This window comes from Pseudomonas sp. SDO5215_S409 (assembly GCF_054071325.1).
This window is the reverse complement of the sequence record NZ_JBSVWN010000036.1, coordinates 12,657-38,872: the sequence shown is the minus strand read 5'-3', so window position 1 is coordinate 38,872 and position 26,216 is coordinate 12,657. Positions and strand designations below refer to the sequence as shown.

General features: G+C 64.1%; 24 protein-coding genes. 14 read left to right on the top strand and 10 right to left on the bottom strand.

The genetic code is table 11. The annotated features are described in order from the left end of the window. Positions 1-91: 91 nt before the first annotated feature. From bioD to bioB, 5 genes are all read right to left on the bottom strand, one after another. A complete protein-coding gene (gene bioD, locus ACW9H9_RS18440) occupies positions 92-772 on the bottom strand; it encodes a dethiobiotin synthase (RefSeq protein ID WP_457344617.1) in 681 nt (226 codons plus the stop codon). Further along, positions 769-1,581, bottom strand: a complete 813-nt coding sequence (gene bioC / locus ACW9H9_RS18435) for a malonyl-ACP O-methyltransferase BioC (protein ID WP_457344616.1) — start codon at positions 1,579-1,581, stop codon at positions 769-771. Before bioC ends, bioD begins: the two co-directional genes overlap by 4 nt. Then, a complete protein-coding gene (locus ACW9H9_RS18430; protein WP_457344615.1) occupies positions 1,574-2,296 on the bottom strand; it encodes an alpha/beta fold hydrolase in 723 nt (240 codons plus the stop codon). The genes bioC and ACW9H9_RS18430 overlap by 8 nt, the downstream gene beginning before the upstream one ends. Further along, the gene (gene bioF, locus ACW9H9_RS18425) at positions 2,289-3,467 is read right to left on the bottom strand and encodes an 8-amino-7-oxononanoate synthase (protein ID WP_457344614.1); all 1,179 of its coding nucleotides are present in this window, start codon (positions 3,465-3,467) and stop codon (positions 2,289-2,291) included. The genes ACW9H9_RS18430 and bioF overlap by 8 nt, the downstream gene beginning before the upstream one ends. Before the next feature lie 66 nt (positions 3,468-3,533). Then, positions 3,534-4,589: a biotin synthase BioB gene (gene bioB, locus ACW9H9_RS18420; protein ID WP_457344613.1), complete on the bottom strand. Its 1,056-nt coding sequence runs from the start codon at positions 4,587-4,589 to the stop codon at positions 3,534-3,536. A 90-nt stretch (positions 4,590-4,679) separates the two neighbouring features. On the opposite strand from bioB, the gene ACW9H9_RS18415 reads away from it, so the two are divergent. The 5 genes from ACW9H9_RS18415 (at position 4,680) to rarD (ending at position 10,260) form a co-directional block, all read left to right on the top strand. Continuing rightward, positions 4,680-5,417 carry a double zinc ribbon domain-containing protein gene (locus tag ACW9H9_RS18415; protein WP_457344612.1) on the top strand — a complete coding sequence of 246 codons (738 nt, stop codon included), beginning with the start codon at positions 4,680-4,682 and terminating at the stop codon, positions 5,415-5,417. A gap of 57 nt (positions 5,418-5,474) precedes the next feature. Further along, positions 5,475-6,239 carry a TOBE domain-containing protein gene (locus ACW9H9_RS18410; protein WP_457344611.1) on the top strand — a complete coding sequence of 255 codons (765 nt, stop codon included), beginning with the start codon at positions 5,475-5,477 and terminating at the stop codon, positions 6,237-6,239. 70 nt (positions 6,240-6,309) lie between these two features. After that, on the top strand, positions 6,310-8,208 hold the full coding sequence (locus ACW9H9_RS18405) for a PhoX family protein (RefSeq protein ID WP_457344610.1): 1,899 nt from the start codon (positions 6,310-6,312) through the stop codon (positions 8,206-8,208). Positions 8,209-8,281: 73 nt separating this feature from the next. Continuing rightward, a complete protein-coding gene (locus tag ACW9H9_RS18400) occupies positions 8,282-9,256 on the top strand; it encodes a serine/threonine protein kinase (protein ID WP_457344609.1) in 975 nt (324 codons plus the stop codon). Between the two features lie 122 nt (positions 9,257-9,378). After that, positions 9,379-10,260, top strand: coding sequence for an EamA family transporter RarD (rarD, locus tag ACW9H9_RS18395; RefSeq protein ID WP_457344608.1), 882 nt, complete (start codon positions 9,379-9,381; stop codon positions 10,258-10,260). A gap of 107 nt (positions 10,261-10,367) precedes the next feature. Here the strand turns inward: rarD and ACW9H9_RS18390 are convergent, their stop codons facing one another. Further along, positions 10,368-10,889: a glycine cleavage system protein R gene (locus ACW9H9_RS18390; RefSeq protein ID WP_457344607.1), complete on the bottom strand. Its 522-nt coding sequence runs from the start codon at positions 10,887-10,889 to the stop codon at positions 10,368-10,370. 427 nt (positions 10,890-11,316) lie between these two features. Here ACW9H9_RS18390 and ACW9H9_RS18385 point away from each other — a divergent pair, with 427 nt between their 5' ends. Next, entirely contained in the window at positions 11,317-13,494 is a 2,178-nt protein-coding gene (locus ACW9H9_RS18385; protein ID WP_457344606.1) for a malate synthase G, read from the top strand. A gap of 65 nt (positions 13,495-13,559) precedes the next feature. Here ACW9H9_RS18385 and ACW9H9_RS18380 read toward each other — a convergent pair whose 3' ends face one another. Both ACW9H9_RS18380 and ACW9H9_RS18375 read right to left on the bottom strand, forming a co-directional pair. Next, positions 13,560-14,003 carry a hypothetical protein gene (locus tag ACW9H9_RS18380; RefSeq protein WP_457344605.1) on the bottom strand — a complete coding sequence of 148 codons (444 nt, stop codon included), beginning with the start codon at positions 14,001-14,003 and terminating at the stop codon, positions 13,560-13,562. Between the two features lie 121 nt (positions 14,004-14,124). Further along, complete coding sequence (locus tag ACW9H9_RS18375) at positions 14,125-14,568, bottom strand: response regulator (RefSeq protein ID WP_457344604.1); 444 nt, start codon at positions 14,566-14,568, stop codon at positions 14,125-14,127. Positions 14,569-14,811: 243 nt separating this feature from the next. Between ACW9H9_RS18375 and ACW9H9_RS18370 the strand changes: the two genes are divergently transcribed. The 8 genes from ACW9H9_RS18370 to ACW9H9_RS18335 all read left to right on the top strand — a co-directional run bounded on the left by ACW9H9_RS18370 (position 14,812) and on the right by ACW9H9_RS18335 (position 23,697). Beyond that, a complete protein-coding gene (locus ACW9H9_RS18370; RefSeq protein ID WP_457344603.1) occupies positions 14,812-16,734 on the top strand; it encodes a putative nucleotidyltransferase substrate binding domain-containing protein in 1,923 nt (640 codons plus the stop codon). Next, positions 16,731-17,438, top strand: coding sequence for a 3'-5' exonuclease (locus ACW9H9_RS18365; RefSeq protein ID WP_457344602.1), 708 nt, complete (start codon positions 16,731-16,733; stop codon positions 17,436-17,438). Before ACW9H9_RS18370 ends, ACW9H9_RS18365 begins: the two co-directional genes overlap by 4 nt. A 96-nt stretch (positions 17,439-17,534) precedes the next feature. Beyond that, positions 17,535-18,053, top strand: coding sequence for an RNA polymerase sigma factor (locus ACW9H9_RS18360; RefSeq protein WP_457344601.1), 519 nt, complete (start codon positions 17,535-17,537; stop codon positions 18,051-18,053). Beyond that, positions 18,050-19,018: a FecR domain-containing protein gene (locus tag ACW9H9_RS18355; protein WP_457344600.1), complete on the top strand. Its 969-nt coding sequence runs from the start codon at positions 18,050-18,052 to the stop codon at positions 19,016-19,018. Before ACW9H9_RS18360 ends, ACW9H9_RS18355 begins: the two co-directional genes overlap by 4 nt. Positions 19,019-19,116: 98 nt before the next feature. Continuing rightward, positions 19,117-21,525 (top strand): TonB-dependent siderophore receptor, encoded by a 2,409-nt coding sequence (locus tag ACW9H9_RS18350; protein WP_457344599.1) that lies wholly within the window; start codon positions 19,117-19,119, stop codon positions 21,523-21,525. A gap of 63 nt (positions 21,526-21,588) precedes the next feature. Next, positions 21,589-22,692, top strand: a complete 1,104-nt coding sequence (locus tag ACW9H9_RS18345) for a PepSY-associated TM helix domain-containing protein (RefSeq protein WP_457344598.1) — start codon at positions 21,589-21,591, stop codon at positions 22,690-22,692. Then, positions 22,689-22,886 carry a hypothetical protein gene (locus tag ACW9H9_RS18340; protein WP_457344597.1) on the top strand — a complete coding sequence of 66 codons (198 nt, stop codon included), beginning with the start codon at positions 22,689-22,691 and terminating at the stop codon, positions 22,884-22,886. The genes ACW9H9_RS18345 and ACW9H9_RS18340 overlap by 4 nt, the downstream gene beginning before the upstream one ends. A gap of 190 nt (positions 22,887-23,076) precedes the next feature. After that, entirely contained in the window at positions 23,077-23,697 is a 621-nt protein-coding gene (locus ACW9H9_RS18335) for a glutathione S-transferase family protein (RefSeq protein ID WP_457344596.1), read from the top strand. Positions 23,698-23,790: 93 nt separating this feature from the next. Here the strand turns inward: ACW9H9_RS18335 and creD are convergent, their stop codons facing one another. Together creD and ACW9H9_RS18325 are read right to left on the bottom strand one after the other, a co-directional pair. Next, a complete protein-coding gene (gene creD / locus ACW9H9_RS18330) occupies positions 23,791-25,152 on the bottom strand; it encodes a cell envelope integrity protein CreD (protein ID WP_457344595.1) in 1,362 nt (453 codons plus the stop codon). A gap of 99 nt (positions 25,153-25,251) precedes the next feature. Then, a complete protein-coding gene (locus ACW9H9_RS18325) occupies positions 25,252-26,211 on the bottom strand; it encodes a C-terminal binding protein (protein ID WP_457344594.1) in 960 nt (319 codons plus the stop codon). Between the last annotated feature and the right edge of the window lie 5 nt (positions 26,212-26,216).

The window sequence follows — 26,216 nt, the reverse complement described above, 5'->3', positions numbered from 1 at the left end:
TACAAGAAACATGAACCGTTATTGAAGCAGACAACCTGGCAAAAGGCCCGTCAAAAACACTAATGGCATAATGCTTTTTAGCTAGACAAAACTAATCAAGCAGGTCCAATTGCAAGTACGCCGCCACCGCCGCGGCACCGGCCTGCTTGAGCCTGGGCACCCGCCCCAGCAACGGCGCGGGCAGCCGTTCGGCCAAGGTCGCCAGGTTTTCTTCCAGACGAGAGGTCTTGGGCTCGATGATATTGGCCACCCACCCAGCCAATGGCAGACCGTCCCGCGCGATGGCTTCGGCCGTCAGCAAGGCATGGCTGATGCAGCCCAGCCGCACGCCCACCACCAAAATCACCGGCAGCTTCAGCGCCTTGGCCAAATCCGACAGGCTGTCCTGATCGGCCAACGGCACGCGCCAGCCACCCGCGCCTTCGATCAAGGTGAAATCCGCCTGTTTGGCGAGAATGTGTTGCATGGGTTTGAGCAACGACTGCACCGTCAGCGCCACCCCGGCCTCGCGTGCCGCCAGGTGCGGGGCGATGGCAGGCTCGAACGCCACCGGGTTGACCTCGGCGTAGGCAAGCGGCAGCGAACATTCGGCCAACAGCGCCAAGGCATCGGCATTGCGCAGCCCCTTGGGCGTCACCTGGCAACCCGACGCCACCGGCTTGCCCGCCGCCGTGCTCTTGCCCGCTAGCCGCGCGGCATGCAGTAAACCGGCGGCAACCGTGGTTTTGCCCACGTCGGTGTCGGTGCCGGTGATGAAATAAGCGGCGCTCATAGCGGTTTCTCCAATACGGCGTACACCACTTGGTAAGTCGCGGGCAGGCCACTCGGCTGGCGGAACTGCTCGTAGGCGCCCATCAGGGCCGCCATCCGCGCCCGGCCCGTCAAGCCGCCAGGCCGACCGGGGTTCAGGTTGTGCGCCCCCAGGGCCTTCAACTCATGGGTGAGGCTGCGCACATCCGGGTAATGCAAGACATGCGCGCACTGCTCCAGGCTCAGCACGCGCAAGCCGCTGTCGGCGCACAGTTGCTGATAGCGGCTGAACGGCCGGAAGCGGTTGACATGCACCATGCCGTCCGCCGCCCGCCAGCTTTCGCGCAGCTCATCGAGCGTGCCCACGCACAAACTGGCAAACGCCAACACGCCCCCGGGCGCCAGCACCCGCTGCGCCTCGCTGAGCACGGCGATAAAGTCCGGGCACCACTGCACCGCCAGGCTGGAGAAGATCAGCCCAAACCGCGCATCTTGCAGGGGCAAACGCTCCGCATCCCCGGCGATAAAGTGCTGCGCCCCGCCCAGCGGCCGGGCGTGGTTGAGCATGCCTTCGGCAATATCCAGCGCCACGCCCTGGCCCGTGCCGAACCGTGTGGCCAACACGCGGCTGAAATGCCCGGTGCCACAGCCCATGTCCAGCCAGTGGTGCGGCGCCAGCTGCGCAGGCACGCGGCGCAGCAGCTCATCGCCCACATCGCGCTGCAATTGCGCGACGCTGTCGTAACTGGCCGCCGCGCGGGAAAAGGAAACCGCCACCTGGCGCTTGTCAGGCAAGCCGCCAGGGAGCGGAGGATGGGACAGATCAGTCATCACCGCACTCGTGCAAAAAAGCCCGGATGGCCCCCGCGACACCGTGGGGATCTTCCAGTAAAAAAGCGTGACCGGCCTGTTCAATCAGGCCGACTTCAACATCTGGCAACAACGCCAGCAAATCACTCGCGGCCTCGGCGGGCACCAAGCCGTCCCGCCCGGCAAACACATGCAGCTGCGGCCCGCGGAAGGCTTGCAACGCCTCGCGGGTGTCCAGTTGGGCCAGCCACTCCAGGCCGTGCATCAAGGCGCCCGGCGGCGCCGCGGGCGCGCCGCTCACCAGCTGGCGCGCCAGGCCGCGTGGGTCTGCGGCGCCCTGGGCACACAGCAGGCCAAACCGTTTGAGGGTGGCGTCGGGGTTGGCGTGGCAGCCGGCCAGAAACGCGTCGAACGTCTCGGCGGGCATCGCGCTCGGCCAGCCGTCGTGGGCGACAAAACACGGGTTGCTGGCCAGCGTCAGCAGGCCGCAGCAGCGCTCGCCCCGACGCGCCGCCAGTTCAGAGGCCAGCAGGCCACCCAGCGACCAACCGCCCAGCCAGACGTTGTCCGGCAGGCTGGCGTCCAATTCGTCGAGGCAATCGTCGAGGTCCCCCATCGGCAACGGCTCGATCTGCACACGCAGGTGCTCGTCCAGGCCCCGCAGTGCGGCGGCCAGGGGTTCGAGCGGCGACACGCCGAGGCCCCAGCCGGGGAGCAATATCAGTCGATCACGCATGGTCGGGCTCCTGGCCTAACAAGCGGAAACACTCTTCCAATGCGCTTAACAATAGCTGCACCTGCGCTTCGCTGTGGGCGGCGGTCAGGGTCACACGTAAACGCGCACTGCCAGCGGGCACGGTGGGCGGGCGGATCGCGCTCACCATCACCCCACGCTCGCGCAGCAGCTGCGACAGGCGCAAGGCCCGCGCGCTGTCACCGACCAGGATCGGCTGGATCGGGGTAAAGCTGTCCATCAACCCCAGGCCCAACTGCGCCGCGCCATGCCGGAACTGGCGGATCAGCCCGTTCAGGTGCTCGCGCCGCCAGTGCTCGCTGCGCAGCAATTGCAGGCTTTTGAGCGTGGCGCAGGCCAGGGCGGGCGGCTGGCTGGTGGTATAGATGTAGGGCCGGGCGAACTGGATCAGGCTTTCGATCAGCTCTTCACTGCCCGCCACAAACGCCCCGGCGGTGCCAAAGGCTTTGCCCAGCGTACCGACCAGCACCGGTACATCGTCCTGGCTCAAGCCGAAGTGCTCGACACTCCCGCCCCCGTTCGCCCCGAGCGGGCCAAAACCATGGGCATCGTCCACCATCAGCCAGGCGCCTCGGGCCCGTGTTTCACGGGCCAGGGCCGGCAGGTCGGCCAGGTCGCCGTCCATGCTGAACACGCCGTCGGTGACCACCAGGGTATTGCCGGTCGCCTTTTGCAAGCGCAGCGCCAGGCTCGCGGCATCGTTGTGCAAATAGCGGTTGAACCGCGCTCCGGACAACAGCCCCGCGTCCAGCAAGGACGCATGGTTGAGGCGGTCTTCCAACACGGTGTCGCCCTGCCCCACCAACGCTGTGACCGTGCCGAGGTTGGCCATGTAGCCGGTGGTAAACAGCAAGGCCCGCGGGCGTCCGGTGAGGTCGGCCAGCGCTTCTTCCAGTTCATGGTGCGGGGTGCTGTGGCCCACCACCAGGTGCGACGCGCCGCCGCCCACGCCCCAGCGGGACGCACCGGCACGCCAGGCCTCGATCACGAGCGGGTGATTGGCCAGGCCCAGGTAATCGTTGTTGCAAAACGCCAGCAACGGCTGGCCGTCCACCACCACCTGCGGCCCTTGTGGGCTGTGCAGCAGCGGACGCTGGCGATAAAGGTGTTCGGCACGGCGGGCAGCCAGGCGTGCGGCGAGATCGAAAGACATGCAGGCCTCGGCGATGCAAAAAGCTTGAAACGCAGGCGCGCCCCCGGCGGGGGCCACGCCTTGGCATTAAACGGCGGCGTTGTAGAACTGCTCGCTGCTTTTTTGCTCAACCAGCGCCTGCTCGATTGCCGCCTGGTGCACTTCGTCGGCGTGCTCTTCACGCGCCTCCGGCAAGATCCCCAGGCGGGCAAACAGTTGCATGTCCTTATCGGCCTGCGGGTTGGCGGTGGTGAGCAATTTGTCGCCATAGAAAATCGAGTTGGCCCCGGCAAAAAACGCCAGCGCCTGCATCTGCTCGTTCATCGCTTCGCGCCCGGCAGACAGGCGCACGTGAGACTGCGGCATCAGGATGCGCGCCACCGCCAGCATGCGGATGAAATCGAACGGGTCGATGTCGTCGGCATTTTCCAGCGGCGTGCCGGCCACTTTCACCAGCATGTTGATGGGCACCGACTCCGGATGCTCCGGCAGGTTGGCCAGTTGGATCAGCAGGTTGGCGCGGTCGTCCAGCGACTCGCCCATGCCCAGGATCCCGCCGGAGCAGATCTTCATCCCCGAATCGCGCACGTACGCCAGCGTCTGCAAGCGCTCGCTGTACGTGCGGGTGGTGATGATCGAGCCGTAGAACTCCGGCGAGGTGTCCAGGTTGTGGTTGTAGTAGTCCAGGCCTGCCTGGGCCAGCGCTTGGGTCTGGTCCTGGTCGAGACGGCCCAGGGTCATGCAGGTTTCCAGCCCAATGGCCTTCACGCCTTTGACCATCTGCAACACATACGGCATGTCTTTGGCCGACGGGTGCTTCCAGGCCGCGCCCATGCAAAAGCGCGTCGCGCCGATGGCTTTGGCGCGGGCGGCTTCTTCAAGCACCTTTTGCACTTCCATCAACTTCTCTTTTTCCAGGCCAGTGTTGTAGTGGCCCGACTGCGGACAATATTTGCAATCTTCCGGGCAGGCGCCCGTCTTGATCGACAGCAGCGTGGAGACTTGAACCCGGTTGGCATCGAAATGCGCGCGGTGCACGGTCTGCGCCTGGAACAACAGGTCGTTGAACGGCTGCACGAACAGCGCTTTGACCTCATTCAAAGACCAATCGTGACGCAGGGTGGCAGTGGTGCTGGCGCTCATGGGCGATTCCTTGATTATGCTTTGGCAAGCCCTGCGGGAAGCAATACCCACAGGCACGACACGGATGCTCGGCATAGTTAAGGAAGATTCATGCACTGTCAACCAAGAGACAAACACAAGGTTTACATCTGGTTAAAAAGCAACCAAAGCTGTTTAATCTGCGATGAACCCACCGACACCGCCCATTCGGCGTGCAACGTCTGCGAAACCGAGCTGCCATGGCTGATGGACGCCTGCCAAACCTGCGCCCTGCCCTTGCCCATGGCGGGCCTGACCTGCGGCCAATGCCAGAAACGGCCGCCCGCCTTTAAACAGGTGGTGGCGCCCTGGACCTACAGCTTTCCCGTGGACAGCCTGATCAGCCGCTTCAAACACCAGGCCCGCTGGCCCCTCGGCCACCTGCTCGCGCAGCTGCTGGGCCACTACCTGCAACACCGCTATGAAAACGCCGAACTGAGCCGCCCCGACTGCCTGCTGCCCGTGCCCATGGCGCGCAAACGCCTGCGCCAACGGGGTTACAACCAGGCCGCGATGCTGGCGCGCTGGCTGAGCGCAAGCCTGCAGATCCCCTACGATGAACACCTGTTATTACGCCCCCATGAAACCCTCGCGCAGCAGGCGCTGGGCGCCCAGGGCCGCCGACGCAACCTGCTCGGCGCCTTTGCCCTGGCCGACCACGCCTGCGTCAAAGGCCGCCACCTGGCCCTGGTCGACGACGTACTGACCACCGGCGCCACCGCCCACAGCCTGGCCCGCTTGTTAATGGCGGCCGGGGCACGTCAGGTCGACGTGTATTGCCTGGCCCGCACCCCCAAACCCGGCGATTGACTTGACGCCAGCGCGGCGGGCCCGCACCGTCTGTGCATTCCTTAACAGCGTATCGCCATGTCTCTGCCCAGCCTGCTCAGCCAACATATCGTCCGTCGCCCCCAGCGCATTGCGTTGCTGCAACACATCGCCGAACAAGGCTCCATCACCCGCGCCGCTAAAAGCGCAGGCCTGAGCTACAAGGCCGCCTGGGATGCCATCGACGAGCTCAATAACCTGGCGCAAATGCCGTTGGTGGAACGCAGCGTGGGCGGCAAGGGCGGCGGCGGGGCCCGGTTGACCGCCGAAGGCGAGCGCGTGCTGCGCTTGTACCAGCGCCTGCAGGTGTTGCAGGCCCAGGTGCTGGAGTCGGCGCAGGACGCCAGTGACCTCAACCTGCTCGGCCGCCTGATGCTGCGCACCAGTGCGCGCAACCAGTTGCACGGCAAGATCATTGCCATCGAGGGCCATGGCCATAATGACCACGTCCGACTGGAACTGGCCGCAGGTCTTACGCTCGACGCGCAGATTACCCACGACAGCACCCTACGCCTGGAACTGGAAACCGGCACCGAAGTGGTCGCGCTGATCAAGGCCGGTTGGCTTGAGCTATGGCCCGCCGAACAAGCCGCAACACCCGGACACAATTGCCTCAGCGGGAAAATCGAGGCGATTCTCCACGCGGATGACGGCCCCAGTGAAGTGCGCATCGCCCTGCCCAACGGTCAGGTTTTATGCGCCCTGGCCCCGCCCGCTGCGCTCCAGCGTCTGCACGCCGCGCAAGGGTTGGCGGTGCAGGTGCAGTTCTCGCCCAGCAACGTGCTGCTGGGCACCCCGGTGTAACGCAAAAAACTGCAACAAATACGTCACAAGCGCTCCCTAAGGTGGCTGCAAAAACCGCCGGGAGCCAACGATGAGCCTATTAGAAGACAACCAAGCCACCGACTTTGAACAAATGGTGGGCCTCACCCGCCGTCGCTTCATCGGCGCGGGCGCCCTGTGCGGTGCCGCGATGTTCCTGGGCGGCAACCTGCTGACCCGCAGCGCACTGGCCGTCAACGCCGCCTCGGCCAGCCCCTTGCTGGGCTTTGCCAGCATTGGCACGGCCACCACCGACACCATCACCCTGCCGCCCGGCTACAGCTCATCGGTGCTCATCAGTTGGGGCCAGCCCCTGCACAAGGACGGCCCGGCCTTTGACCCCAGCGGCAACGGCAGCGCGGCGGCCCAGGAAGTGCAGTTCGGCGACAACAACGACGGCATGAGCCTGTTCGCCTTTCCCGGCGACAGCAACCGCGCACTGATGGCCATCAACAACGAATACACCAACTACCGCTACCTCTATGCACACGGCGGCGCGCCGCAGTCGGCCGAAGACGTGCGCAAGGCCTTGGCCAGCGAAGGCGTGTCGGTGATCGAAGTGCGCCGCCAGGGCGACACCTGGCAATTCGTCCAGGGCTCGCGCTACAACCGGCGCATCCACGGCAACTCGCCCATCCGCCTGAGCGGCCCCGCCGCCGGTCACGCCTGGCTCAAGACCGCCGCCGACAACAGCGGCAAACAGGTGCTCGGCACCTTCCAGAACTGCGCCAACGGCAAGACCCCGTGGGGCACCTACCTCACCTGCGAAGAAAACTTCACCGATTGCTTTGGCAGCAGCCACCCGCAACAAGCCTTCGACGCCGCTCAAAAGCGCTACGGCGTAGTGGCCGCCAGCAAGGAAATCAACTGGCACCCGCACGACCCGCGTTTTGACATCGCCCAACACCCCAACGAACTCAACCGCCACGGCTGGGTGGTGGAGATCAATCCGTTCGACCCGCAATCCACCCCGGTCAAGCGCACCGCCCTGGGCCGCTTCAAGCACGAAAACGCCGCGCTGGCGCAAACCCGCGACGGCCGCGCCGTGGTGTACATGGGCGACGACGAGCGCGGTGAGTTCATCTACAAGTTCGTCAGCCGCGACCCGATCAACCCCAAGAACTCCAAGGCCAACCAAGACCTGCTCGACCACGGCACCTTGTACGTGGCGATCTTCGATGCAGGCGACGGCGATGCCGACCACCCCAAGGGCCACGGCCGGTGGGTGGCGCTGACCCACGGCCAAAACGGCATCGACGCGGCCAGCGGCTTTGCCAGCCAGGCCGAGGTGCTGATCCACGCCCGCCTGGCGGCCAGCGTGGTAAAGGCCACGCGCATGGACCGCCCCGAATGGATCGTGGTGAGCCCCACCGACAGCCAGGTGTATTGCACCCTCACCAACAACGCCAAGCGCGGCGAAGACGGCCAACCCGTGGGCGGCCCCAACCCGCGGGAAAAAAACGTCTACGGGCAGATCCTGCGCTGGAAAGCCAACGCCGATGACCATGGCGCGACGGACTTCAGCTGGGACCTGTTCGTGGTGGCCGGCAACCCGAGCGTGCACGCCGGTACGCCAAAGGGCGGCTCGTCCAACATCAACCCGCAGAACATGTTCAACAGCCCGGACGGCCTGGGCTTCGACAAGGCCGGGCGGCTGTGGATCCTGACCGACGGCGACTACAGCAACGGCGGCGACTTTGCCGGCATGGGCAACAACCAGATGCTCTGCGCCGACCCGGCGACGGGCGAGATCCGCCGCTTCATGGTGGGCCCGGTGGCGTGCGAGGTGACGGGCATCAGCTTTGCGCCCGACCAGAAAACCTTGTTCGTGGGCATTCAACACCCGGGTGAAACCGGCGGCTCGACCTGGCCGCAGCACTTGCCCAACGGCAAACCGCGCTCGTCGGTGATTGCGATTCGTCGGGATGACGGCGCAATTATCGGTGCCTGACCGGGCCTATCACCGGCCGGGTGCGTTACCATACCCGGCCGGACGCGGCGCCCTGCTGCGCGCAGGAGTTCGCATGGCCCACCCGTTTGACACCCTCACCCCCGACCTGGTCCTGGACGCCGTTGAAAGCATCGGTTTTCTCAGCGACGCCCGCGTGCTGGCGCTCAACAGCTATGAAAACCGCGTCTATCAGGTTGGCATCGAAGACGGCGAACCGCTGATCGCCAAGTTCTATCGGCCCCAGCGCTGGACCCACGACGCCATCCTGGAAGAACACCGCTTCACCTTTGAGTTGGCCGAATGCGAAGTGCCGGTGGTCGCGCCGTTGATTCATGACGGCCAGAGCCTGTTTGAACACGCGGGTTTTCGGTTCACCCTGTTCCCCCGCCGTGGCGGCCGGGCGCCGGAGCCGGGCAACCTCGACCAGTTGTATCGCCTCGGGCAATTGCTCGGGCGCCTGCACGCGGTGGGCGCGACCCGCCCGTTTGAGCACCGTGAAGCGCTGGGGGTGAAAAACTTCGGCCACGATTCGCTCAACACACTGCTTGAAGGCAACTTTGTGCCCAAGAGCCTGCTCCCGGCCTACGAGTCGGTGGCCCGCGACCTGCTCAAGCGGGTCGAAGAGATCTACCGCGCCACTCCGCACCAGAACATCCGCCTGCACGGTGATTGCCACCCCGGCAACATGATGTGTCGCGACGAGGTGTTCCATATCGTCGACCTCGACGACTGCCGCATGGGCCCGGCGGTACAAGACCTGTGGATGATGCTCGCCGGGGACCGTCAGGAACGTCTGGGGCAGTTGTCGGAACTGATGGACGGCTACCAGGAATTCCACGACTTCGACCCACGCGAACTGGCCCTGATCGAACCGTTGCGCGCCCTGCGCCTGATGCACTACAGCGCCTGGCTGGCCCGGCGTTGGGACGACCCCGCCTTCCCTCGCAGCTTTCCGTGGTTCGGCAACGAGCGGTACTGGGGCGACCAGGTGCTGGCCTTGCGCGAACAACTGGCGGCGCTCAACGAAGAGCCCTTGAAGCTGTTCTGACCGTCGCGGGGAACCGGGCCGGCCCAGGGTGTCGGCGCTTGAATTGTGCACAAATTGGATCCCATTGACTGACAAATATCCTTACAATCGCAGCTTTGCCAGCTGCCCCAGAAGGATCGTGCATGCAAGCCGTCAATCCCCGCCGAGGCTACGTACTGGGCCTGAGTACCTACATCATCTGGGGACTTTTCCCGCTCTACTTCAAGGCCATCGCCAGCGTCCCGGCCACCGAAATCATCATCCACCGCGTGCTGTGGTCAGCGCTGTTCGGCAGTTTGCTGCTGCTGGTGTGGAAACACCCCGGCTGGCTGCGCGAGCTGCTGGACAACCCCAAGCGCCTGGCGATCCTGGCCTTGAGCGGCACCTTGATCGCCACCAACTGGCTGACCTACGTGTGGTCGGTCAACAGCGGGCGGATGCTGGAGGCCAGCCTGGGTTATTACATCAACCCGCTGGTGAACGTGTTGCTGGGCATGTTGCTGTTGGGCGAACGCCTGCGGCGCCTGCAATGGCTCGCAGTGGGCCTGGCGGTGGCGGGCGTGGCGCAGCAGGTGTGGCAGGTCGGCAGTTTGCCGTGGGTGTCGCTGGTGCTGGCGCTGACCTTTGGGTTCTACGGGCTGATCCGCAAACAGGCGCCGGTGCAGGCCCTGCCGGGGCTGGTGGTGGAAACCTGGATGCTGCTGCCGATTGCGCTGGTCTGGTTGCTGCTCAACCCCATGGCCCACACCGCGCAAATGGCCTTCTGGAGCACCTCTGAAGCCTGGTGGCTGGTGGCCGCCGGCCCGGTCACGCTGGTGCCGCTGGTGTGCTTCAACGCCGCCACCCGTCATTTGCCCTACACCACCATCGGGTTCCTGCAATACACGGCGCCGACCCTGGTGCTGCTGGAAGCCGTGCTGCTGTTTGGTGAAAGCCTGGCGCCCAGCACCCTCACCGCCTTCTTCTTTATCTGGGCGGGCCTGCTGGTGTACAGCCTGGACATCTGGTTGAACCGCAAAGGTTGATCAAATAACGTACAACACCCTGTAAGCCTCGCGGGGCGTGGCTTACAGGCATTCACCCCAAGCTTATCCACAGGCCCATGCAAGATTTCCCTGCATAAGCCTGCCGGTCATGACTCTTCGGGCCGCAGGGCCAATTCCACCATCAGGTCGTCGGCCAGGGTTTCCAGCGCGGCCTGCAACGTGTCCAGCGACAGGCTCAGCGGCACGGCCAGCAAGGCTTCGGCGTGGAACAACGGGTCACTGCTCATCGGCGCCGGGCGCACGTCGGTGATCAGCCGCTCCAGGTTCACCCCATGCCGGCTGAGCAGCCCGGTGATGTCCCGCACGATGCCCGGCCGGTCGTTGCCCACCAGTTCCATGGCGATCGCCTTCCACTCCGTCAGTTGCGCCTCGCCACTTTCGGCCACCAGCACGCGGATGCCGTGGCTGGATAATTTCTGCAACGCGCCGACCAATTCGTCGTAGGCTTGCGCCGGCACACCCACACGCAAAATCCCGGCAAACTGGCCCGCCATGCGCGCCATGCGGCTTTCCAGCCAGTTGCCGCCGTGTTCAGCGACGCACTGCGCCACGCGCTCGACCTGGCCTGGCTTGTCGGGGGCGATCACAGTCAGTACTAAATGCTCCATGGCGTAGCCCTCTGGTATGGATAACGTTTAAACAAGGTGGACGCAGGCTCGCCCGAAAACAAATCGTGTACCATTTTTATTTTTATCTGGAACAATCCATCGGTTTTTTGAGAACATCCCGTACCCCACTGTGACCGCAGGGCACACGTGGGTCGCTAAACGACGTATTTAGTCTGATTTTCACAACCGCAACGCATCATGTAGTATGCCCCGTCGCGCACTACATAAACGTCAGGTCGATGTTTGCCCAGCCCCGCCGCAACCCTGAACACCCCGTCAGCCAGGCATTTGGCCGTTGACGGGAACGCCCAGCCGCCCTTGATGGCACGTACTGGCGCAGAGGGTTTGCGGGTAACAGGGCCAGAGGCTTCATTGGAACATTAAGCAAGCTTAAAAAGCGCATGCGCTGAGCAGAGTGAGGCAAGCAATGACTGAACACGTTCAAGTCGGTGGCCTGCAGGTCGCCAAAGTCCTGTTCGACTTCGTGAACAACGAAGCCATTCCTGGCACCGGCCTTAGCGCCGACCAGTTCTGGGCTGGCGCCGACAAGGTCATCCACGACCTGGCCCCAAAGAACAAAGCCCTACTCGCCAAACGCGACGATTTCCAGGCGCGCATCGACGGTTGGCACCAGAGCCACGCCGGCAAAGCCCACGACCCGGTCGCCTACAAAGCCTTCCTGCAAGACATCGGTTACCTGCTGCCAGAAGCGGCGGACTTCCAGGCCTCGACGCAAAACGTCGACGACGAAATTGCCCGCCTGGCAGGCCCCCAGCTGGTGGTGCCGGTGATGAACGCCCGCTTCGCCCTCAACGCCTCCAACGCGCGCTGGGGTTCGCTGTATGACGCACTGTATGGCACCGACGCCATCAGCGAAGCCGACGGCGCCCAAAAGGGCCCGGGCTACAACAAGGTGCGCGGCGACAAGGTCATCGCCTTTGCCCGCGCCTTCCTCGACGAGGCGGCCCCGCTCGCGGCGGGCAGCCATGTGGACAGCACCGGCTACAAGATTGTCGATGGCAAGCTGGTCGTCAGCCTCAAGGGCGGCAGCAACAGCGGCCTGCGCAGCGATGCGCAACTGATCGGCTACCACGGCGATGCCCAGCACCCGACGGCCGTGCTGCTCAAGCACAATGGCCTGCACTTCGAGATCCAGATCGACGCCAGCACCCCGGTCGGCCAGACCGACGCCGCCGGGGTCAAGGACCTCTTGGTGGAAGCCGCACTGACCACCATCATGGACTGCGAAGACTCCGTGGCCGCCGTCGATGCCGATGACAAAGTGGTGATCTACCGCAACTGGCTCGGCCTGATGAAGGGCGACCTGGCCGAAGAAGTGGCCAAGGGCGGCAAGACCTTCACCCGCACCATGAACGCCGACCGCGTCTACACCGGTGTCGCGGGCGAGGACGTGACTCTGCACGGCCGTTCGCTGTTGTTTGTACGAAACGTCGGCCACTTGATGACCATCGACGCCATCCTGGACCGCCACGGCCACGAAGTGCCCGAGGGCATTCTGGACGGCCTGGTCACCAGCCTGGCCGCCGTGCACAGCCTCAACGGCAATAACAGCCGCAAGAACAGCCGCACCGGCTCGGTGTACATCGTCAAGCCCAAGATGCACGGCCCCGAAGAAGTGGCGTTCACCAACGAGCTGTTCGGCCGTATCGAAGACGTGCTCAAGCTCTCACGCAACACCCTCAAGGTCGGCATCATGGACGAGGAGCGCCGTACCACGGTCAACCTCAAGGCCGCCATCAAGGAAGCCGCCGAGCGCGTGGTGTTTATCAACACCGGCTTCCTGGACCGTACCGGTGACGAAATCCACACCTCCATGGAGGCCGGCGCAGTGGTGCGCAAGGCCGCCATGAAAGCCGAAAAGTGGATTGGCGCTTATGAAAACTGGAACGTCGACATCGGCCTGAGCACCGGCCTGCAAGGGCGCGCGCAAATCGGTAAAGGCATGTGGGCAATGCCCGACCTGATGGCCGCCATGCTCGAGCAGAAGATCGCGCACCCGCTGGCTGGCGCCAACACCGCGTGGGTGCCATCGCCCACCGCCGCCGCGCTGCACGTGCTGCATTACCACAAGGTGGACGTGTTCGCCCGCCAGGCCGAACTGGCCAAGCGCGCCCGCGCGTCGGTGGACGACATCCTCACCCTTCCTCTGGCGCCAACTACCGACTGGTCCGACGAAGAAATCCGCAACGAGCTGGACAACAACGCCCAGGGCATCCTCGGTTACGTGGTGCGCTGGATCGACCAGGGCGTGGGCTGCTCCAAAGTGCCGGACATCCACGACGTGGGCCTGATGGAAGACCGCGCCACCCTGCGCATTTCCAGCCAGCACATCGCCAACTGGCTGCGCCACGGCATCGTCACGCAAGACCAGGTGATGCAAAGCCTCAAGCGCATGGCGCCGGTGGTGGACCGTCAGAACGCCGGGGACGCACTGTACCGCCCGCTGGCGCCGGACTTCGACAGCAACATCGCCTTCCAGGCGGCGGTCGAACTGGTGATCGAAGGCACGAAACAGCCCAACGGTTATACCGAGCCGGTGTTGCACCGTCGTCGTCGGGAGTTCAAGGCTAAAAACGGTCTTTGAATAAACCGCGAAGATGAAAAAGCCCGGGTCGAGAGATCCGGGCTTTTTTACAACCGCTGAGAAACTTATTTAAAAACGAACGTGGCCTCACCCGTGCCATTGATCACCACTTCCCGCCCTTCGTGTTCAAACTTGACATTCACATAGATAATTCGATTGATGTACGTGTCCGCCGGGCCCGCTTCTTCGGAATGAACAATCATCTTTCCAGACGTCGGCCTAATGAAATAAACCCCGCTGGCGTCGCGATAGTCAATGTTATAGGGCCGTCCAGGCAGGTCCATGATGTAAGGCTCCGCCCGTGGAAACAGCGTGGCACCGTACTCAGCCGTCAACGACCCGGCGTCGTTATAGACCGTAAAGTGCCTTAAGCTCGCGTTCAAGTTAGTGGACTTTAAAAAGCGGGCCTGGTGATTTTCCAGATACAGAATGTAAGCGACGCCACTGTCCACTTGGTCGCGGGGGCCGGAGGGCTTTTGTGGATCGGCGCGGTAGTCTTCAGTCGTCATGACGAACTCCTGGTGGAATGAATGGATGACAGGGCTCATCCCCGTCTACTCATCACCACTTCACCTGAGTCAACCCTTCACAACCACTGTCACAAATGACAGTTCTGACAAACGGCAACTACTACACCATCCCCAACTCACGCCGCACCATCTTTGCCAGCTTCACGCTGTCGATCGGCTTGAGCAGGAAGTCCACCACGCTCAAATGCATGGCATCGATCACATCCCGGGCGCCCGCGTCACCGGACATGATGATGATCGGCAGCGCCGCCCGTGGCGACTCGCGCACCTGGCGAATCAGCTCCAGCCCGTTGCTGGGCGCCATGCGCAGATCGGTGATCAACAGGCCGATGGCGCTGCTGGAGTTGAGCAAGTCCCACGCGGTTTCGCCGCTGTCGGCCGTCATGCAGCGAATGCCGTCCAGCCCGAGGATTTCGGCCAGCAGCTCGCGCGCGTCCTTGTCGTCGTCCACGATCAAAACCCGTTGCGGCGGTAAGTCAGGCTCAAGCATCACGGCGCTCAGCGCTTCGCGCTCGGCATCGCTCAAAATATCGTGGTCCGGCATACGTTTCTCGGCAGTTGCGGTCAATCTCCCAGCACACACCTCAGACATCGCCGGAAAGGCGAACAATGTGCACTTCGTCGGAAAGTTTGACTAGTGGGCGTTCTACGGGTTTTGACAATAGGCCTGTAAGGTTTTGCCCTAGTCAGGCAGTACATGTACCTACCTAGACTTACGTCCAATGGGCACCTGCCGCACAGGCGTCGACCATGGGCCACGATAACGACAAAAAATTGCGGTCACGTTATGAGTAAAGCTGACGCATTCACACAGGCGGGCAAGACCGCCGTGTTGCAGAACATCCACGGCACGCTGCAATTTCTGCAACGCTTCCCGCCGTTCAACCAGATGGAAAACGCCCACCTGGCGTTTCTGGTGGAGCAATGCCAGCTGCGCTTCTATGGCCCCGGCGACAGCATTCTCAAGCCCACGGGCGGCGCAGTGGAGCACTTTTATATCGTCAAGCAGGGCCGCGTGGTAGGGCAGCGGCCCGAGTCGGACGACACCACCTTCGAGATCACCACCGGCGAGTGCTTCCCGCTGGCCGCGTTGCTGGGCGAGCGGGCGACCCGCACCGAGCACAAGGCCGCCGAAGACACTTTTTGCCTGCAACTGAACAAGACGGCGTTTATCAAGCTGTTCGCGCTGTCCAGCCCGTTTCGCGACTTCGCGCTGCGCGGGGTGAGCAGCCTGCTGGATCAGGTCAACCAGCAAGTGCAACAAAAGGCCGTGGAAACCCTCGGCACCCAATATTCGCTGAACAGCCTGCTCGGCGAGCTGGCCATGCGTCACCCCGTCACCTGCAGCCCGCACACCCCGCTGCGCGAAGCGGTGACGCTGATGCATGAGCAACAGGTGGGCAGCATCGTGGCGGTGGATGAGCACAAGGCGCCGCTGGGGATTTTTACCCTGCGCGATTTGCGCCAGGTGGTGGCCGACGGCACCAGCGACTTCAACCAGCCCATCGCGCGCCACATGACCCAGGCGCCGTTCTTTCTGAGCCCCGACCACAGCGCCTTCGACGCGGCCATCGCCATGACCGAGCGGCACATCGCCCATGTGTGCCTGGTCAAGGACCGGCGCCTGTGTGGCGTGGTGTCCGAGCGCGACCTGTTTTCCCTGCAACGGGTGGACCTGGTGCACCTGGCCCGCACCATCCGCAACGCGCCCCGGGTGGACAACCTGGTGGCGCTGCGCGGCGAAATCGGCCAACTGGTCGAGCGCATGCTGGCCCATGGTGCGTCGTCCACCCAGATCACCCACATCATCACCTTGCTCAACGACCACACCGTGTGCCGGGTGATCGAGCTGGCCCTGGCCGACAAAGGCGACCCGGGCGTGCCGTTCAGTTGGTTGTGTTTTGGCAGTGAAGGGCGCCGCGAACAGACCCTGTACACCGACCAGGACAACGGCATTTTGTTTGAGGCCCGCGATGCCGCCGAGGCCGAGGCGATCCGCGCCACCCTGCTGCCGCTGGCGCAGCAGATCAACCAGCACCTGGCGCTGTGCGGGTTCAGCCTGTGCAAGGGTAACATCATGGCCGGCAACCCCGAGCTGTGCCTGTCCCGCGCCGAATGGGCGCGGCGCTTTGCCGGGTTTATCCGCGAGGCCACCCCGGAAAACCTGCTGGGTTCCAGCATTTATTTTGACCTGCGGGTGGTGTGGGGCGACGAACAGGGCAGCGAGCAGCTGCGCCAGGGCATCCTCGATCAGGTCGCGGGCAACCAGCTGTTCCAGCGCATGCTGGCCGCCAATGCCTTGCGCCAGCGCCCGCCGGTGGGGCGTTTTCGCGAGTTTGTGTTAAGCCGCAAAGGCAGCGACAAGGCCACCCTGGACCTCAAGGTGCAGGGCCTCACACCGTTTGTCGACGGGGCCCGCCTGCTCGCGCTGGCAAACGGCATCAGCGCCAACAACACCCTGGAACGCCTGCGCCAGCTGGTGGCGCGTGAAGTCATCGAGCCGCTGGACGGCGCCGCCTATGAGGAGGCCTACCACTTCATTCAGCAAACGCGCATGCAGCAACACCAACGGCAAAGCCGCGAAAACCTGCCCTATTCCAACCGCGTCGACCCCGACAGCCTCAACCACCTGGACCGCCGCATCCTGCGCGAATCCCTGCGCCAGGCCCAACGCCTGCAAGCCAGCCTGACCCTGCGGTATCAGCTGTGAACCTGTTCGGCTGGCTGCGGGCGGCCAAACCCGGGCTCGACGCGCAGCAACAGCAGCGTCTGGCGCAACTGCCCAACGCCGCCGAGCTGGGCCAGGGGCCCTTGCGCAGCCAGCGCTGGGTGGTGGTGGACCTGGAAACCACCGGCCTGAACCTCAAGCGCGACCAGGTGCTGTCCATCGGCGCGGTGGTGATCGAAGACGGCGCCGTCGATTTTTCCCAAATGTTTGAACGCACCCTGCAACGCGCGCCCGCCAAGCCGGGCCCCGCCGTGCTGATCCACGGCCTGGGCCCCAGCGCCATCGCCGCTGGCTGCGACCCGGCGCAGGCGCTGCTGGAGTTCATGGAGTTTGTCGGCGACAGCCCGTTGCTGGCGTTTCACGCGCCCTTTGACCAACACATGCTGTGCCGGGCGCTCAAGGACAGCCTGGGTTATCGCTTGAACCATGTGTTTATAGACGTGGCCGACATCGCCCCGTCGCTGTGCCCGCACACCCATCTGCGCGAAGCCGGGCTGGACGACTGGATCGCCCATTTCAAACTGCACGTGGGCGAACGTCATCACGCCAGTGCCGACGCGCTGGCCACGGCGGAACTGATGCTGATCCTGTTCAACCGCGCCCGCCAGCAGCAGATCGACAGCCCGCAGCACTTGCAGCAGCGCGTGAGCCAGTGGAAACGCCGCCAGCAGGCCACGACGTTCTGAATTCACCGACAGACGTCAATTGCGCCGCCCCGGTGCCTCTGACACAATCGCGAATAATTCTCGTTATTTTAAACATTTAGTTCAGTCGGTGTTGCCTTGTCGTCGATCCAGAGTCCCCACAGTGAGCTTGTTGGCGCGTTATACCGCGACCATCGCAGCTGGCTGCTGGCGTGGCTGCGGCGCAACGTCGCCTGCCCCAACCGCGCCGAGGACCTGAGCCAGGACACCTTCGTGCGCCTGCTCGGCCGCGAAGAACTGCAGGCGCCCCGCGAACCCCGGGCGTTTCTGGTGGCCATCGCCAAGGGCCTGCTGTTCGACTATTTCCGCCGCGCCGCGCTGGAACAGGCTTACCTCACCGAACTCATGCTGATCCCGGAAAGTGAACACCCGTCGCCCGAAACCCAGCAACTGATCCTCGAAGACCTCAAGGCCATCGACCGCCTGCTGGGCAAACTGTCGAGCAAGGCCCGCGCGGCCTTCCTCTATAACCGCCTCGACGGCCTGGGCCACGCCGACATCGCCACGCGCCTGGGGGTGTCCGTGCCCCGGGTGCGCCAATACCTGGCCCAGGGCATCCGCCAGTGCTACATCGCGCTGTACGGCGAGCCGCTGTGAACCCGCTCAACACGCGGCCGGTGTCTGCCCGCGTGCTGGATGCCGCCATTGCCTGGCAGCTGTCCCTGGACTCGGGCGACGGCAACGCCGTGGAACGGGAAGCCTTCGCCCAATGGCTGGCCAGCGATGAAGAACACGCCCGGGCCTGGCGCCAATTGGGCATGCTCGACCAACGCTTCAGCGTGGCCGCAGGGCCGGCTCGCGTGGCGCTGTTGCAGTCCCGCGAGGGCATTCGCCGGCGCGTACGCAAGCTGGGCAGTGCCCTGGCCAGTGTGGTGCTGGTGTGTGGCCTGGCCCTGTTCGTGGGCCCGCGCTACCTGCCGATCCACTACTGGCTGGCCGACCAGCGCACCGCCACTGGCGAGCAACGCGAGATCAAACTGGCGGACGGCACGCTGATCAACCTCAACACCCACAGCGCCATCGATGTGCGCTTTGATGAAAAACGCCGCCTGATCGTGTTGCAAGAAGGTGAGATCCTCATCGAAACCGGCCACAACGACGCCCGCCCGTTCATCGTCCAGACCCGCGAAGGCGACCTGCGGGCGCTGGGCACGCGGTTTATCGTCAAGCGCGAGGACGACGGCACGCGGCTCAGCGTGTTGCAGTCGGCCGTGGCCGCACGCCCCGAAACCTTTAAAGACGAGCAGGTGTTCAAGGCCGGCCAGCAAGTGCTGATGCACAGCGACGGCCTGGGCCCGCTGCTCGCCGTCGCCCCTGGCAGCGATGCCTGGACGCGCGGCATGCTGGTGGTGGACAACGCCCGGCTGGGCGATGTGATCGCGCAGTTGAGCCGTTATCGCACCGGGCACCTGGGCGTGGACTCACAAGTGGCCGACCTGCGCATCACCGGCAGCTTCCCGCTGCACGACACCACCCTGGCGCTCAACGCCTTGCTGCCGACCTTGCCGGTGCAGATCGAACAGCACACGCCGTGGTGGGTAACGGTCGTCGCCAAGCCTTGAAGGCCCCGGCAAAAAATAGTGACGCCCTGCCCTATCACTTTTCCAATCTCATGCGGCACACAGGCAATTGAGAAATATTTCCATTCAGGAGCCTCTGTATGTCCCGCACGCTAGACACCTTGTTGCGCCCCAGCCTGTTGGCCGCCGCCATTGCCTTGAGCGCCCCGCTGGCGAGCACCGCGTTGCTCGCCGCCGAACAGGCGTCCAGCGTGCGCGCCTACAACCTGCCCGCCGCGCCGCTGGCCAGCACCCTGAACCAGATCGCCAGCCAGGCCAGGCTGGCGCTCACCCTTGACCCCGCGCTTGCAGCGGGCAAGACCTCGGCCCCGGTCAACGGCCCGTTCGACGCCCAAGGCGCCCTGCGTGAGGCGCTGCGCGGCACCGGCTTGCAATTGGAGCGCAGCAGCGCCGGGACGTTTACCCTGAGCGCGATCCCGGAAGGCGTCATGGCCCTGCCGGAAACCAGCATCACCGGCCAGGCCGCGTACGAAAGCGCGTGGGGGCCGGTCGATGGCTACGTGGCCACGCGCACGGCGGCAGGCACCAAGACCGATACGCCGATTGTCGAAGCCCCGCGCTCGATGTCGGTGGTCACCCGGGCGCAGATGGACGACCGTGGCGTGCAAAACCTCGATGATGCGGTGCGCTACATGCCGGGGGTGATTGCCAGTAGCTATGGCAGCGACTCACGCGCCGACTGGCTGCGGGTACGTGGCTTTGAGCCGACCCAGTTCCTCGACGGCCTGCCCCTGCCCAAAGGCTCCTACGCCAACCCCAAACAGGAAACCTGGAACCTGGACCGCATCACCTTGCTGCGCGGCCCGGCGTCCTCGGTCTACGGTCAAACGCCGCCCGGCGGCCTGCTGGACATGATCAGCCGCCGCCCACAAGCCCAGGACAGCAACGCGGTACGCGCCGAAGTCGGCAGCAACAACCGCAAGCAAATCAGCTTCGACAGCACCGGCAAACTCGACGACCTGGGGCAGTTCCTGTACCGCGTCGACGGTGTGGTGCGTGACAGCGGCACGCCGATCGACCACATTCAGGACAAGCGCTACAACATCGCCCCGAGCCTGACCTGGAATATCAACGACGACACGCACCTGACGCTGCTCTCGCAATTTACCCGCGACGATACCGGCATCAGTGGCCAGTTCCTGCCCCTGCAAGGCACCAAACTGGCGTCGCCAGCGGGCAAAATCTCCCATCACAAAAACCTGGGCGAGCCGGATCAGGACTACTACGACCGCACGTATTACGCCCTGGGCTATGCCTTTGACCACCGCCTCAACGATGTCTGGCAGTTCAGGCAAAACCTGCGCTACACCAAAAGCGAACTGGCCTTCAACACCACCTATTCGAGCTACGGCGACACCGCCGTCGGCGCAGACGGCCTGCTAAAACGCATCTACGACACGGTGGATGAAGACATCGCCCAACTGGCCCTGGACAACAACTTCCAGGCTGACTTCCAGACCGGCGCCCTGAGCCACACCCTGTTGCTGGGCCTGGATCACCAGCGCACCAACACCGACTACCACTGGGTCGAAGGCACGGCGGCGAGCATCAACCCCAACCACCCGGTCTACAACCAGCCACGTCCGCCGGGCGCGCCGTTCACCTTCTATGACTACAACCAAAAGACCGTGCAAACCGGGCTGTATCTTCAGGATCAGATCGCCCTGGAAAAATGGCGCCTGACCCTGGGCGGGCGCGAGGATTGGGTCCATACCGGCACCACGTTCTTCAACATGAACGACGCCACGCATACTCAGCGCGACAAGGCCTTCAGCGCCAACGCGGGCCTGAGCTATGTGTTCGACTCGGGCGTGACACCTTACCTTTCCTACACCGAATCCTTCCAGCCCACGGCAGGGGCCAGCGCCAGTGCGACCCAGTCGTTCAAGCCCACCGAAGGCAAGCAGACCGAAATCGGCGTGAAGTACCAGCCACCGGGCAGCCAGACCCTGCTGACGGCGGCGGTGTTTGACCTGCGCCAGCAAAACGTCGCGGTGACCCAAGACAACATCACCCGCCAGATCGGCGAAATCAGCGTGCGCGGCCTGGAGCTGGAAGCCACCTCCCACGTCAACGACAACCTCAAACTGGTGGGTTCCTATACCTACACCGATACCGAGATCCTCAAGGGTGATGACAAAGGCAACCGCATGAAGCTGGTGCCGCGTAACCAGGCTTCGCTGTGGTCTGACTACACCTGGCACGCGGGTGTGCTGGACGGTTTTGGCGTGGGTGCTGGCGTGCGCTATGTGGGCGACACCTATGGCAACACGGCCAACACCGCCAATGGCCATGTCGGCGCCTACACCGTGTATGACGCGGCGGTGCATTACGACTTGAGCCGTCTCAATTCGGCGCTGAAGGGCGTCTCTGTAGACGTCACCGCCAAGAACATCTTCAACAAAGACTACTTGTCGACCTGCGACGGCGCCTGGTGTTACTACGGCGATGAGCGCAATGTCGTGGCAGCGGTGAACTACAAGTGGTAACCCGCTGACGCGGCCACCCAAGGGTCACGGTTCACCGTGGCCCTTTTTGCATTGGGATGCAGTATGAAAAGCAAAACCATCCGCCGCTGGTCGTTCATCCACACCTGGACCAGCCTGGTGTGCACGGTCTTTCTGCTGATGCTGGCCCTCACCGGCCTGCCGCTGATCTTTCACCACGAGATCGACCACCTGCTGGGCAACGCGCCCGAACTGCGGCAAATGCCGGCCGACACTCCGCAATTGAACCTTGAACAGCTGGTGGCCGCCGCCCAGGCCCATCGCCCCGGCGAAGCCCTGCAGTACATCGGCTGGGACGAGGAGGACCCGAACGGGGTGATCGCGATCATGGCCGCCACCGCGGGCACCGAGCCCAACTCGTCGCACACCTTCATGCTCGACGCACGCACCGGCGAGGCGCTGGAAACACCCTCGGCCAACGGCGGGCTGACCTTGTTCCTGCTGCGCCTGCACGTCGATATGTTCGCCGGGCTGCCGGGCAAATTGTTGTTGGCGTTCATGGGTGTGTTGTTTGTGCTGGCGATTGTTTCCGGCACGGTGCTGTACCTGCCCTTCATGCGCCGCCTGCCGTTTGCCACGGTGCGCCAGGACAAATCCACGCGCCTGCGCTGGCTCGACCTGCACAACCTCATCGGCATCGTCACCCTGACTTGGGCGCTGGTGGTGGGCGTGACCGGCGTGATCAGCGCCTGCGCCGACCTGATCATCGCCGCATGGCGCACCGACAGCCTGAGCGCCATGATCGAACCCTACAAAAACGCCCCACCGCTGACCCTGCGCGCCCCGGCCACCCACCTGCTGGACATCGCCGCCCAGGCCGCCCCCGGCATGCAGCCAGACTTCATCGCCTTCCCCGGCACACGGTTTTCCAGCGAGCACCATTACGCGGTGTTCATGAAAGGCAGCACCCACCTCACCGCCCACCTGCTGACCCCGGTGCTGATCGACGCAAGCGACCTGTCCGTTACCGCCATCGCCAAACGGCCCTGGTACATGGACGCCATGGGCATGTCCCAGCCCCTGCACTTTGGCGACTACGGCGGCCTGCCGATGAAAGTGCTGTGGGCGGTCTTGGACAGCCTGACCATCCTCGTGCTGGGCAGCGGCGTGTACCTGTGGTGGGTACGGCGCAAGGCGGCAACCGCATGAAACCCAGGCAGTCGAGCTTCTGGAAAGTCTTCACGATCCCGCTGGGCATCGGCCTGCTCACGGCGGCCGGGCTGTTTGCGGCATTGCTGGGAGACGGGATGTGGGACGCGGCCAGTTGGGTGGGGCTGGGGATACCGGCGGTGATTGGGGTGTGGGGGGTGGTGAAGCGGCGGTCTTACAAGGGCTCTACCTAGAGCGCCTTTGAGTTGCTGCGGCGGCCAAGGCACTGCGTAAGGCCGTTCCCCGCAGCGCGATGACCGCCTGATACATCGGGCAAAGGGCGGAGTTATCCGGCGATGAAGTAGTACGTTTCGTGAAATGTTGTCGCTGCTATCGCCAGCCCCTGCACAACCCTCTAGGCTAGCCGCTGCCCATCTGCGAGGAATGTTCATGCCCACCCTAACCTTGTTCCACAACCCCGCTTCCCCCTTTGTGCGCAAGGTTCGCGTGCTGCTGCTGGAAATCGGCCAGCATGACGCGGTGGCGCTGCACGCCGTGCAGGTGTCGCCGATCAGCCCGGTCGCCGACTTGAACACCGACAACCCGCTGGGCAAGATCCCCGCCCTGCGCCTGGCCGATGGCACGGTGCTGCATGACAGCCGGGTGATTCTCGATTACCTCGACCACCAACACAGCAGCGCCGCGCTGATCCCCCGCGAGGGGCCGGCCCGTTGGCAGCGTCTCACGCTGGCGTCCACCGCCGACGGGCTGATGGATGCCGCCGTGTTGGTGCGCTACGAGTCGGCCCTGCGTCCGGCGGAAAAACACTGGGACCTGTGGTTGGACGAACAACGCAACAAGATCCGCCGTAGCCTCGATGCCCTGGAGCACGCCGACTTGAGCGGCCCGTTCGACGTTGCCGCGATCAGCGTGGCGTGCGCGTTGGGTTACCTGGACTTCCGTCACCCCGACCTGCAATGGCGCGCCGGCCATCCGCAATTGGCCGCCTGGTACGCCGACGTCAGCCAGCGCCCTTCGCTGCTCGCGACGCAACCACCGGTGTAACCGGCACAGGCGGTGGCGGGGGAAACAACGCAACGATCCTCGCCACCAACTGCGCGCCCACCTGCCGGTCTTCGCGCAACCCCAACGAGCGGCTCATGCCAGTACCTCAAGGTCGGTGGGGGTTTCGTGTTTGCCCACGCCGTACCAGTCCAGCTTGCGCGTCAGCACCATCACCGTGCCCAACAGGCCAAACAGCAACACCGCGCCCATCAGCAACGCGTAGTCTTCGGCACTGAGCAGCCCGTAAAGCAGGCCGTACAACGCCGCCAGCCCCGCCGAAAAACCCAGCCCGTGGCGCACGCTGCGCAGCACGTGGCATACGTAAAAGCCGATCAACGACACGCAGGCAACCGCCGACACCAGGTAGGCCAGGGCAAAGCCCGTGTGCTCGGCCAACGACAACAGCAGCAGGTAGAAAAACGCCAGCGCCACCCCCACCAGCGCGTACTGCACCGGGTGCACCGCCAGGCTTTTGAGCACCTCGAACAGAAAGAACCCGGCAAAGGTCAGGGCGATGAACAACAGGGCATATTTGATCGCCCGGTCGCTCTTGAGGTACTGGTCCACGGGGTCGATAAAGCTCACACCAAAACTGCGCCCGGTCAGTTCCTTGCAGCCGCGCTCGGTGAGGCATTTGCGCAAGGCGTCTTCCAGGTTGGTGGAAAAAAACGAGGTCTGCCAGCGGGCGCTGAACCCGGCGTCGCTCACGTCGCGCTGGGCCGGCAGAAAGTTACCGATAAAGCTGGGGTGCGGCCAGTTGGAGGCCAGTTTGACCTGGCTGGTCTTGCCCACCGGCAACACCTGCAACTGCTCGGTGCCCTGCAGGCGCAGGTCGAAGGCAAAGTCCAGCGGCGCCGGGGCCTGGTTGTTTTGCTCGGGCAACATCACATGCACGCCCTCCCCCAGCCAGTCCACCTGGCTGCCCGGCGCGAACGCCAGGCGCTCGCTGCCCAGTTCCAGCTTCAACGCGTTTTCGATGCCGCGAATGTCGCTGATGCCCACCGCCAGAAACGCCGGATCAAAGCGGTAATCGGCAAAGTCCTCCTGCACGCCCCACTGCGCCGGAGGCACAAAGCGCCCGCTGATGCGGTTGTCGGCATGGAACAACCGCGCCTGGTAGATGCCACGTGCCCGCAGTTCGGTTTGCACCTGCCCGTCGAGCTCAAAATGCTCCGGCAAAAAATACAGACGGCCGCGCACCTCGCGGGTTTCCTCATACCGCTCGTTGAGTTTTTCATTGAGTTTCCACTCGCGCACTGTCTTGCGATAAGGCACCACCAACACCGGGCCGCTCAGGCGCTGGCTGAAGCTGGAACTGCGGGCGATGTCCATCAGCACGTCATCGCGCAACTGTTGGCGGCTGGTGATGATGCCGTTGATCATCAGCAACGGAATCAGCAACAGCAGGATCAACAACGCAATGGTGCCGAGTTTGTAAAGCAGGCTGCGGTTCATGGGACTCTCCCTGTTTGGATGAGGGAGAGTCTGGGCGGGGAATGTCGGCGGTTTATGGCGCGATTGTGGAGAGTCTGTGGAGACTCTCCGGTGCGAGGCTCAGTTGACCACGTTGCGGTGGCTGCCGTTTTCAAGAATGCCCAGCAGTACCTGCGCCGCCTTGGCCCGCAGTTCGGGCAGTGCGGCCTGGGAATAGAACGCCACATGGGGCGAGAGCAACACGTCGTCACGCCCCAGGAACGTGTCGGGGATGGCATGGCGCTCGTCCTCGTACACGTCCAGCCCCAGGCCTGCCAGCAGGCCGTCGGACACCGCATGGCGCAGGGCCTGGCCGTCGATGATCGGCCCGCGGGCGGTGTTGATCAGGTATTTGCCGCTGAGCGCCGCCAACTCGCGGGCGCCGATCAGGTGGTGGGTCTGCTCGTTCAACGGCGTGTGGATACTCACCAGGTCGGCCGTTTGCAGCAGCTCGTCAAGACGCTCGCAGCGCTGGATGCCCAAAGACTTTTCCACCCCGCTGCACACGTGCGGGTCATAAAAACTCACACGGCAGCCAAAGGCCTTGAAGCGCAGCGCCGCGGCCATGCCGATGCGCCCGCAACCGATGATGCCCACGTGCAACTGGCTCAGGCGCGGCAGCGAGCCCACCTCGCGCCAGTCCCAACTGCCCCGGCTGACCACGTCGTGCCCACGGGGCAGGCGGCGCAACAGGGACAGCGCCATGGCCAGGGCGTGGTCGGCGACCTCCTCGGTGCCGTAGTCCGGCACGTTGGCCACCGCGATCTGGCGTTGGCGCGCGGCAGCCAGGTCGATGTTGTCAAACCCCACCGCCGCCCGGACGATGCCCCGGCATTGCTCCAAGCGGTTGATGAAGGGCGCCTGCAAGGCCACCAGGTGCCAGCTGATCAACCCGTCGCACTGCAACGCCGCCTGGGGCAGGTCGTCGGCACTGGCGGCCTGGAACAGCGAGACACTGGCGCGCCCGCCAAACACCTCTTGCTCGATGTCGGCCTTGGTCACGTAGCTGTTGTGCAGCGAGTCGATGATTCCGATTTTCATGGGCT

Coding starts and splice junctions, on each gene's coding strand:
- bioD (WP_457344617.1), bottom strand. CDS start 772: ATGAGCGCCGCTTATTTCATCACCGGCACCGACACCGACGTGGGCAAA.
- bioC (WP_457344616.1), bottom strand. CDS start 1,581: ATGACTGATCTGTCCCATCCTCCGCTCCCTGGCGGCTTGCCTGACAAG.
- ACW9H9_RS18430 (WP_457344615.1), bottom strand. CDS start 2,296: ATGCGTGATCGACTGATATTGCTCCCCGGCTGGGGCCTCGGCGTGTCG.
- bioF (WP_457344614.1), bottom strand. CDS start 3,467: ATGTCTTTCGATCTCGCCGCACGCCTGGCTGCCCGCCGTGCCGAACAC.
- bioB (WP_457344613.1), bottom strand. CDS start 4,589: ATGAGCGCCAGCACCACTGCCACCCTGCGTCACGATTGGTCTTTGAAT.
- ACW9H9_RS18415 (WP_457344612.1), top strand. CDS start 4,680: ATGCACTGTCAACCAAGAGACAAACACAAGGTTTACATCTGGTTAAAA.
- ACW9H9_RS18410 (WP_457344611.1), top strand. CDS start 5,475: ATGTCTCTGCCCAGCCTGCTCAGCCAACATATCGTCCGTCGCCCCCAG.
- ACW9H9_RS18405 (WP_457344610.1), top strand. CDS start 6,310: ATGAGCCTATTAGAAGACAACCAAGCCACCGACTTTGAACAAATGGTG.
- ACW9H9_RS18400 (WP_457344609.1), top strand. CDS start 8,282: ATGGCCCACCCGTTTGACACCCTCACCCCCGACCTGGTCCTGGACGCC.
- rarD (WP_457344608.1), top strand. CDS start 9,379: ATGCAAGCCGTCAATCCCCGCCGAGGCTACGTACTGGGCCTGAGTACC.
- ACW9H9_RS18390 (WP_457344607.1), bottom strand. CDS start 10,889: ATGGAGCATTTAGTACTGACTGTGATCGCCCCCGACAAGCCAGGCCAG.
- ACW9H9_RS18385 (WP_457344606.1), top strand. CDS start 11,317: ATGACTGAACACGTTCAAGTCGGTGGCCTGCAGGTCGCCAAAGTCCTG.
- ACW9H9_RS18380 (WP_457344605.1), bottom strand. CDS start 14,003: ATGACGACTGAAGACTACCGCGCCGATCCACAAAAGCCCTCCGGCCCC.
- ACW9H9_RS18375 (WP_457344604.1), bottom strand. CDS start 14,568: ATGCCGGACCACGATATTTTGAGCGATGCCGAGCGCGAAGCGCTGAGC.
- ACW9H9_RS18370 (WP_457344603.1), top strand. CDS start 14,812: ATGAGTAAAGCTGACGCATTCACACAGGCGGGCAAGACCGCCGTGTTG.
- ACW9H9_RS18350 (WP_457344599.1), top strand. CDS start 19,117: ATGTCCCGCACGCTAGACACCTTGTTGCGCCCCAGCCTGTTGGCCGCC.
- ACW9H9_RS18345 (WP_457344598.1), top strand. CDS start 21,589: ATGAAAAGCAAAACCATCCGCCGCTGGTCGTTCATCCACACCTGGACC.
- ACW9H9_RS18340 (WP_457344597.1), top strand. CDS start 22,689: ATGAAACCCAGGCAGTCGAGCTTCTGGAAAGTCTTCACGATCCCGCTG.
- ACW9H9_RS18335 (WP_457344596.1), top strand. CDS start 23,077: ATGTTCATGCCCACCCTAACCTTGTTCCACAACCCCGCTTCCCCCTTT.
- creD (WP_457344595.1), bottom strand. CDS start 25,152: ATGAACCGCAGCCTGCTTTACAAACTCGGCACCATTGCGTTGTTGATC.
- ACW9H9_RS18325 (WP_457344594.1), bottom strand. CDS start 26,211: ATGAAAATCGGAATCATCGACTCGCTGCACAACAGCTACGTGACCAAG.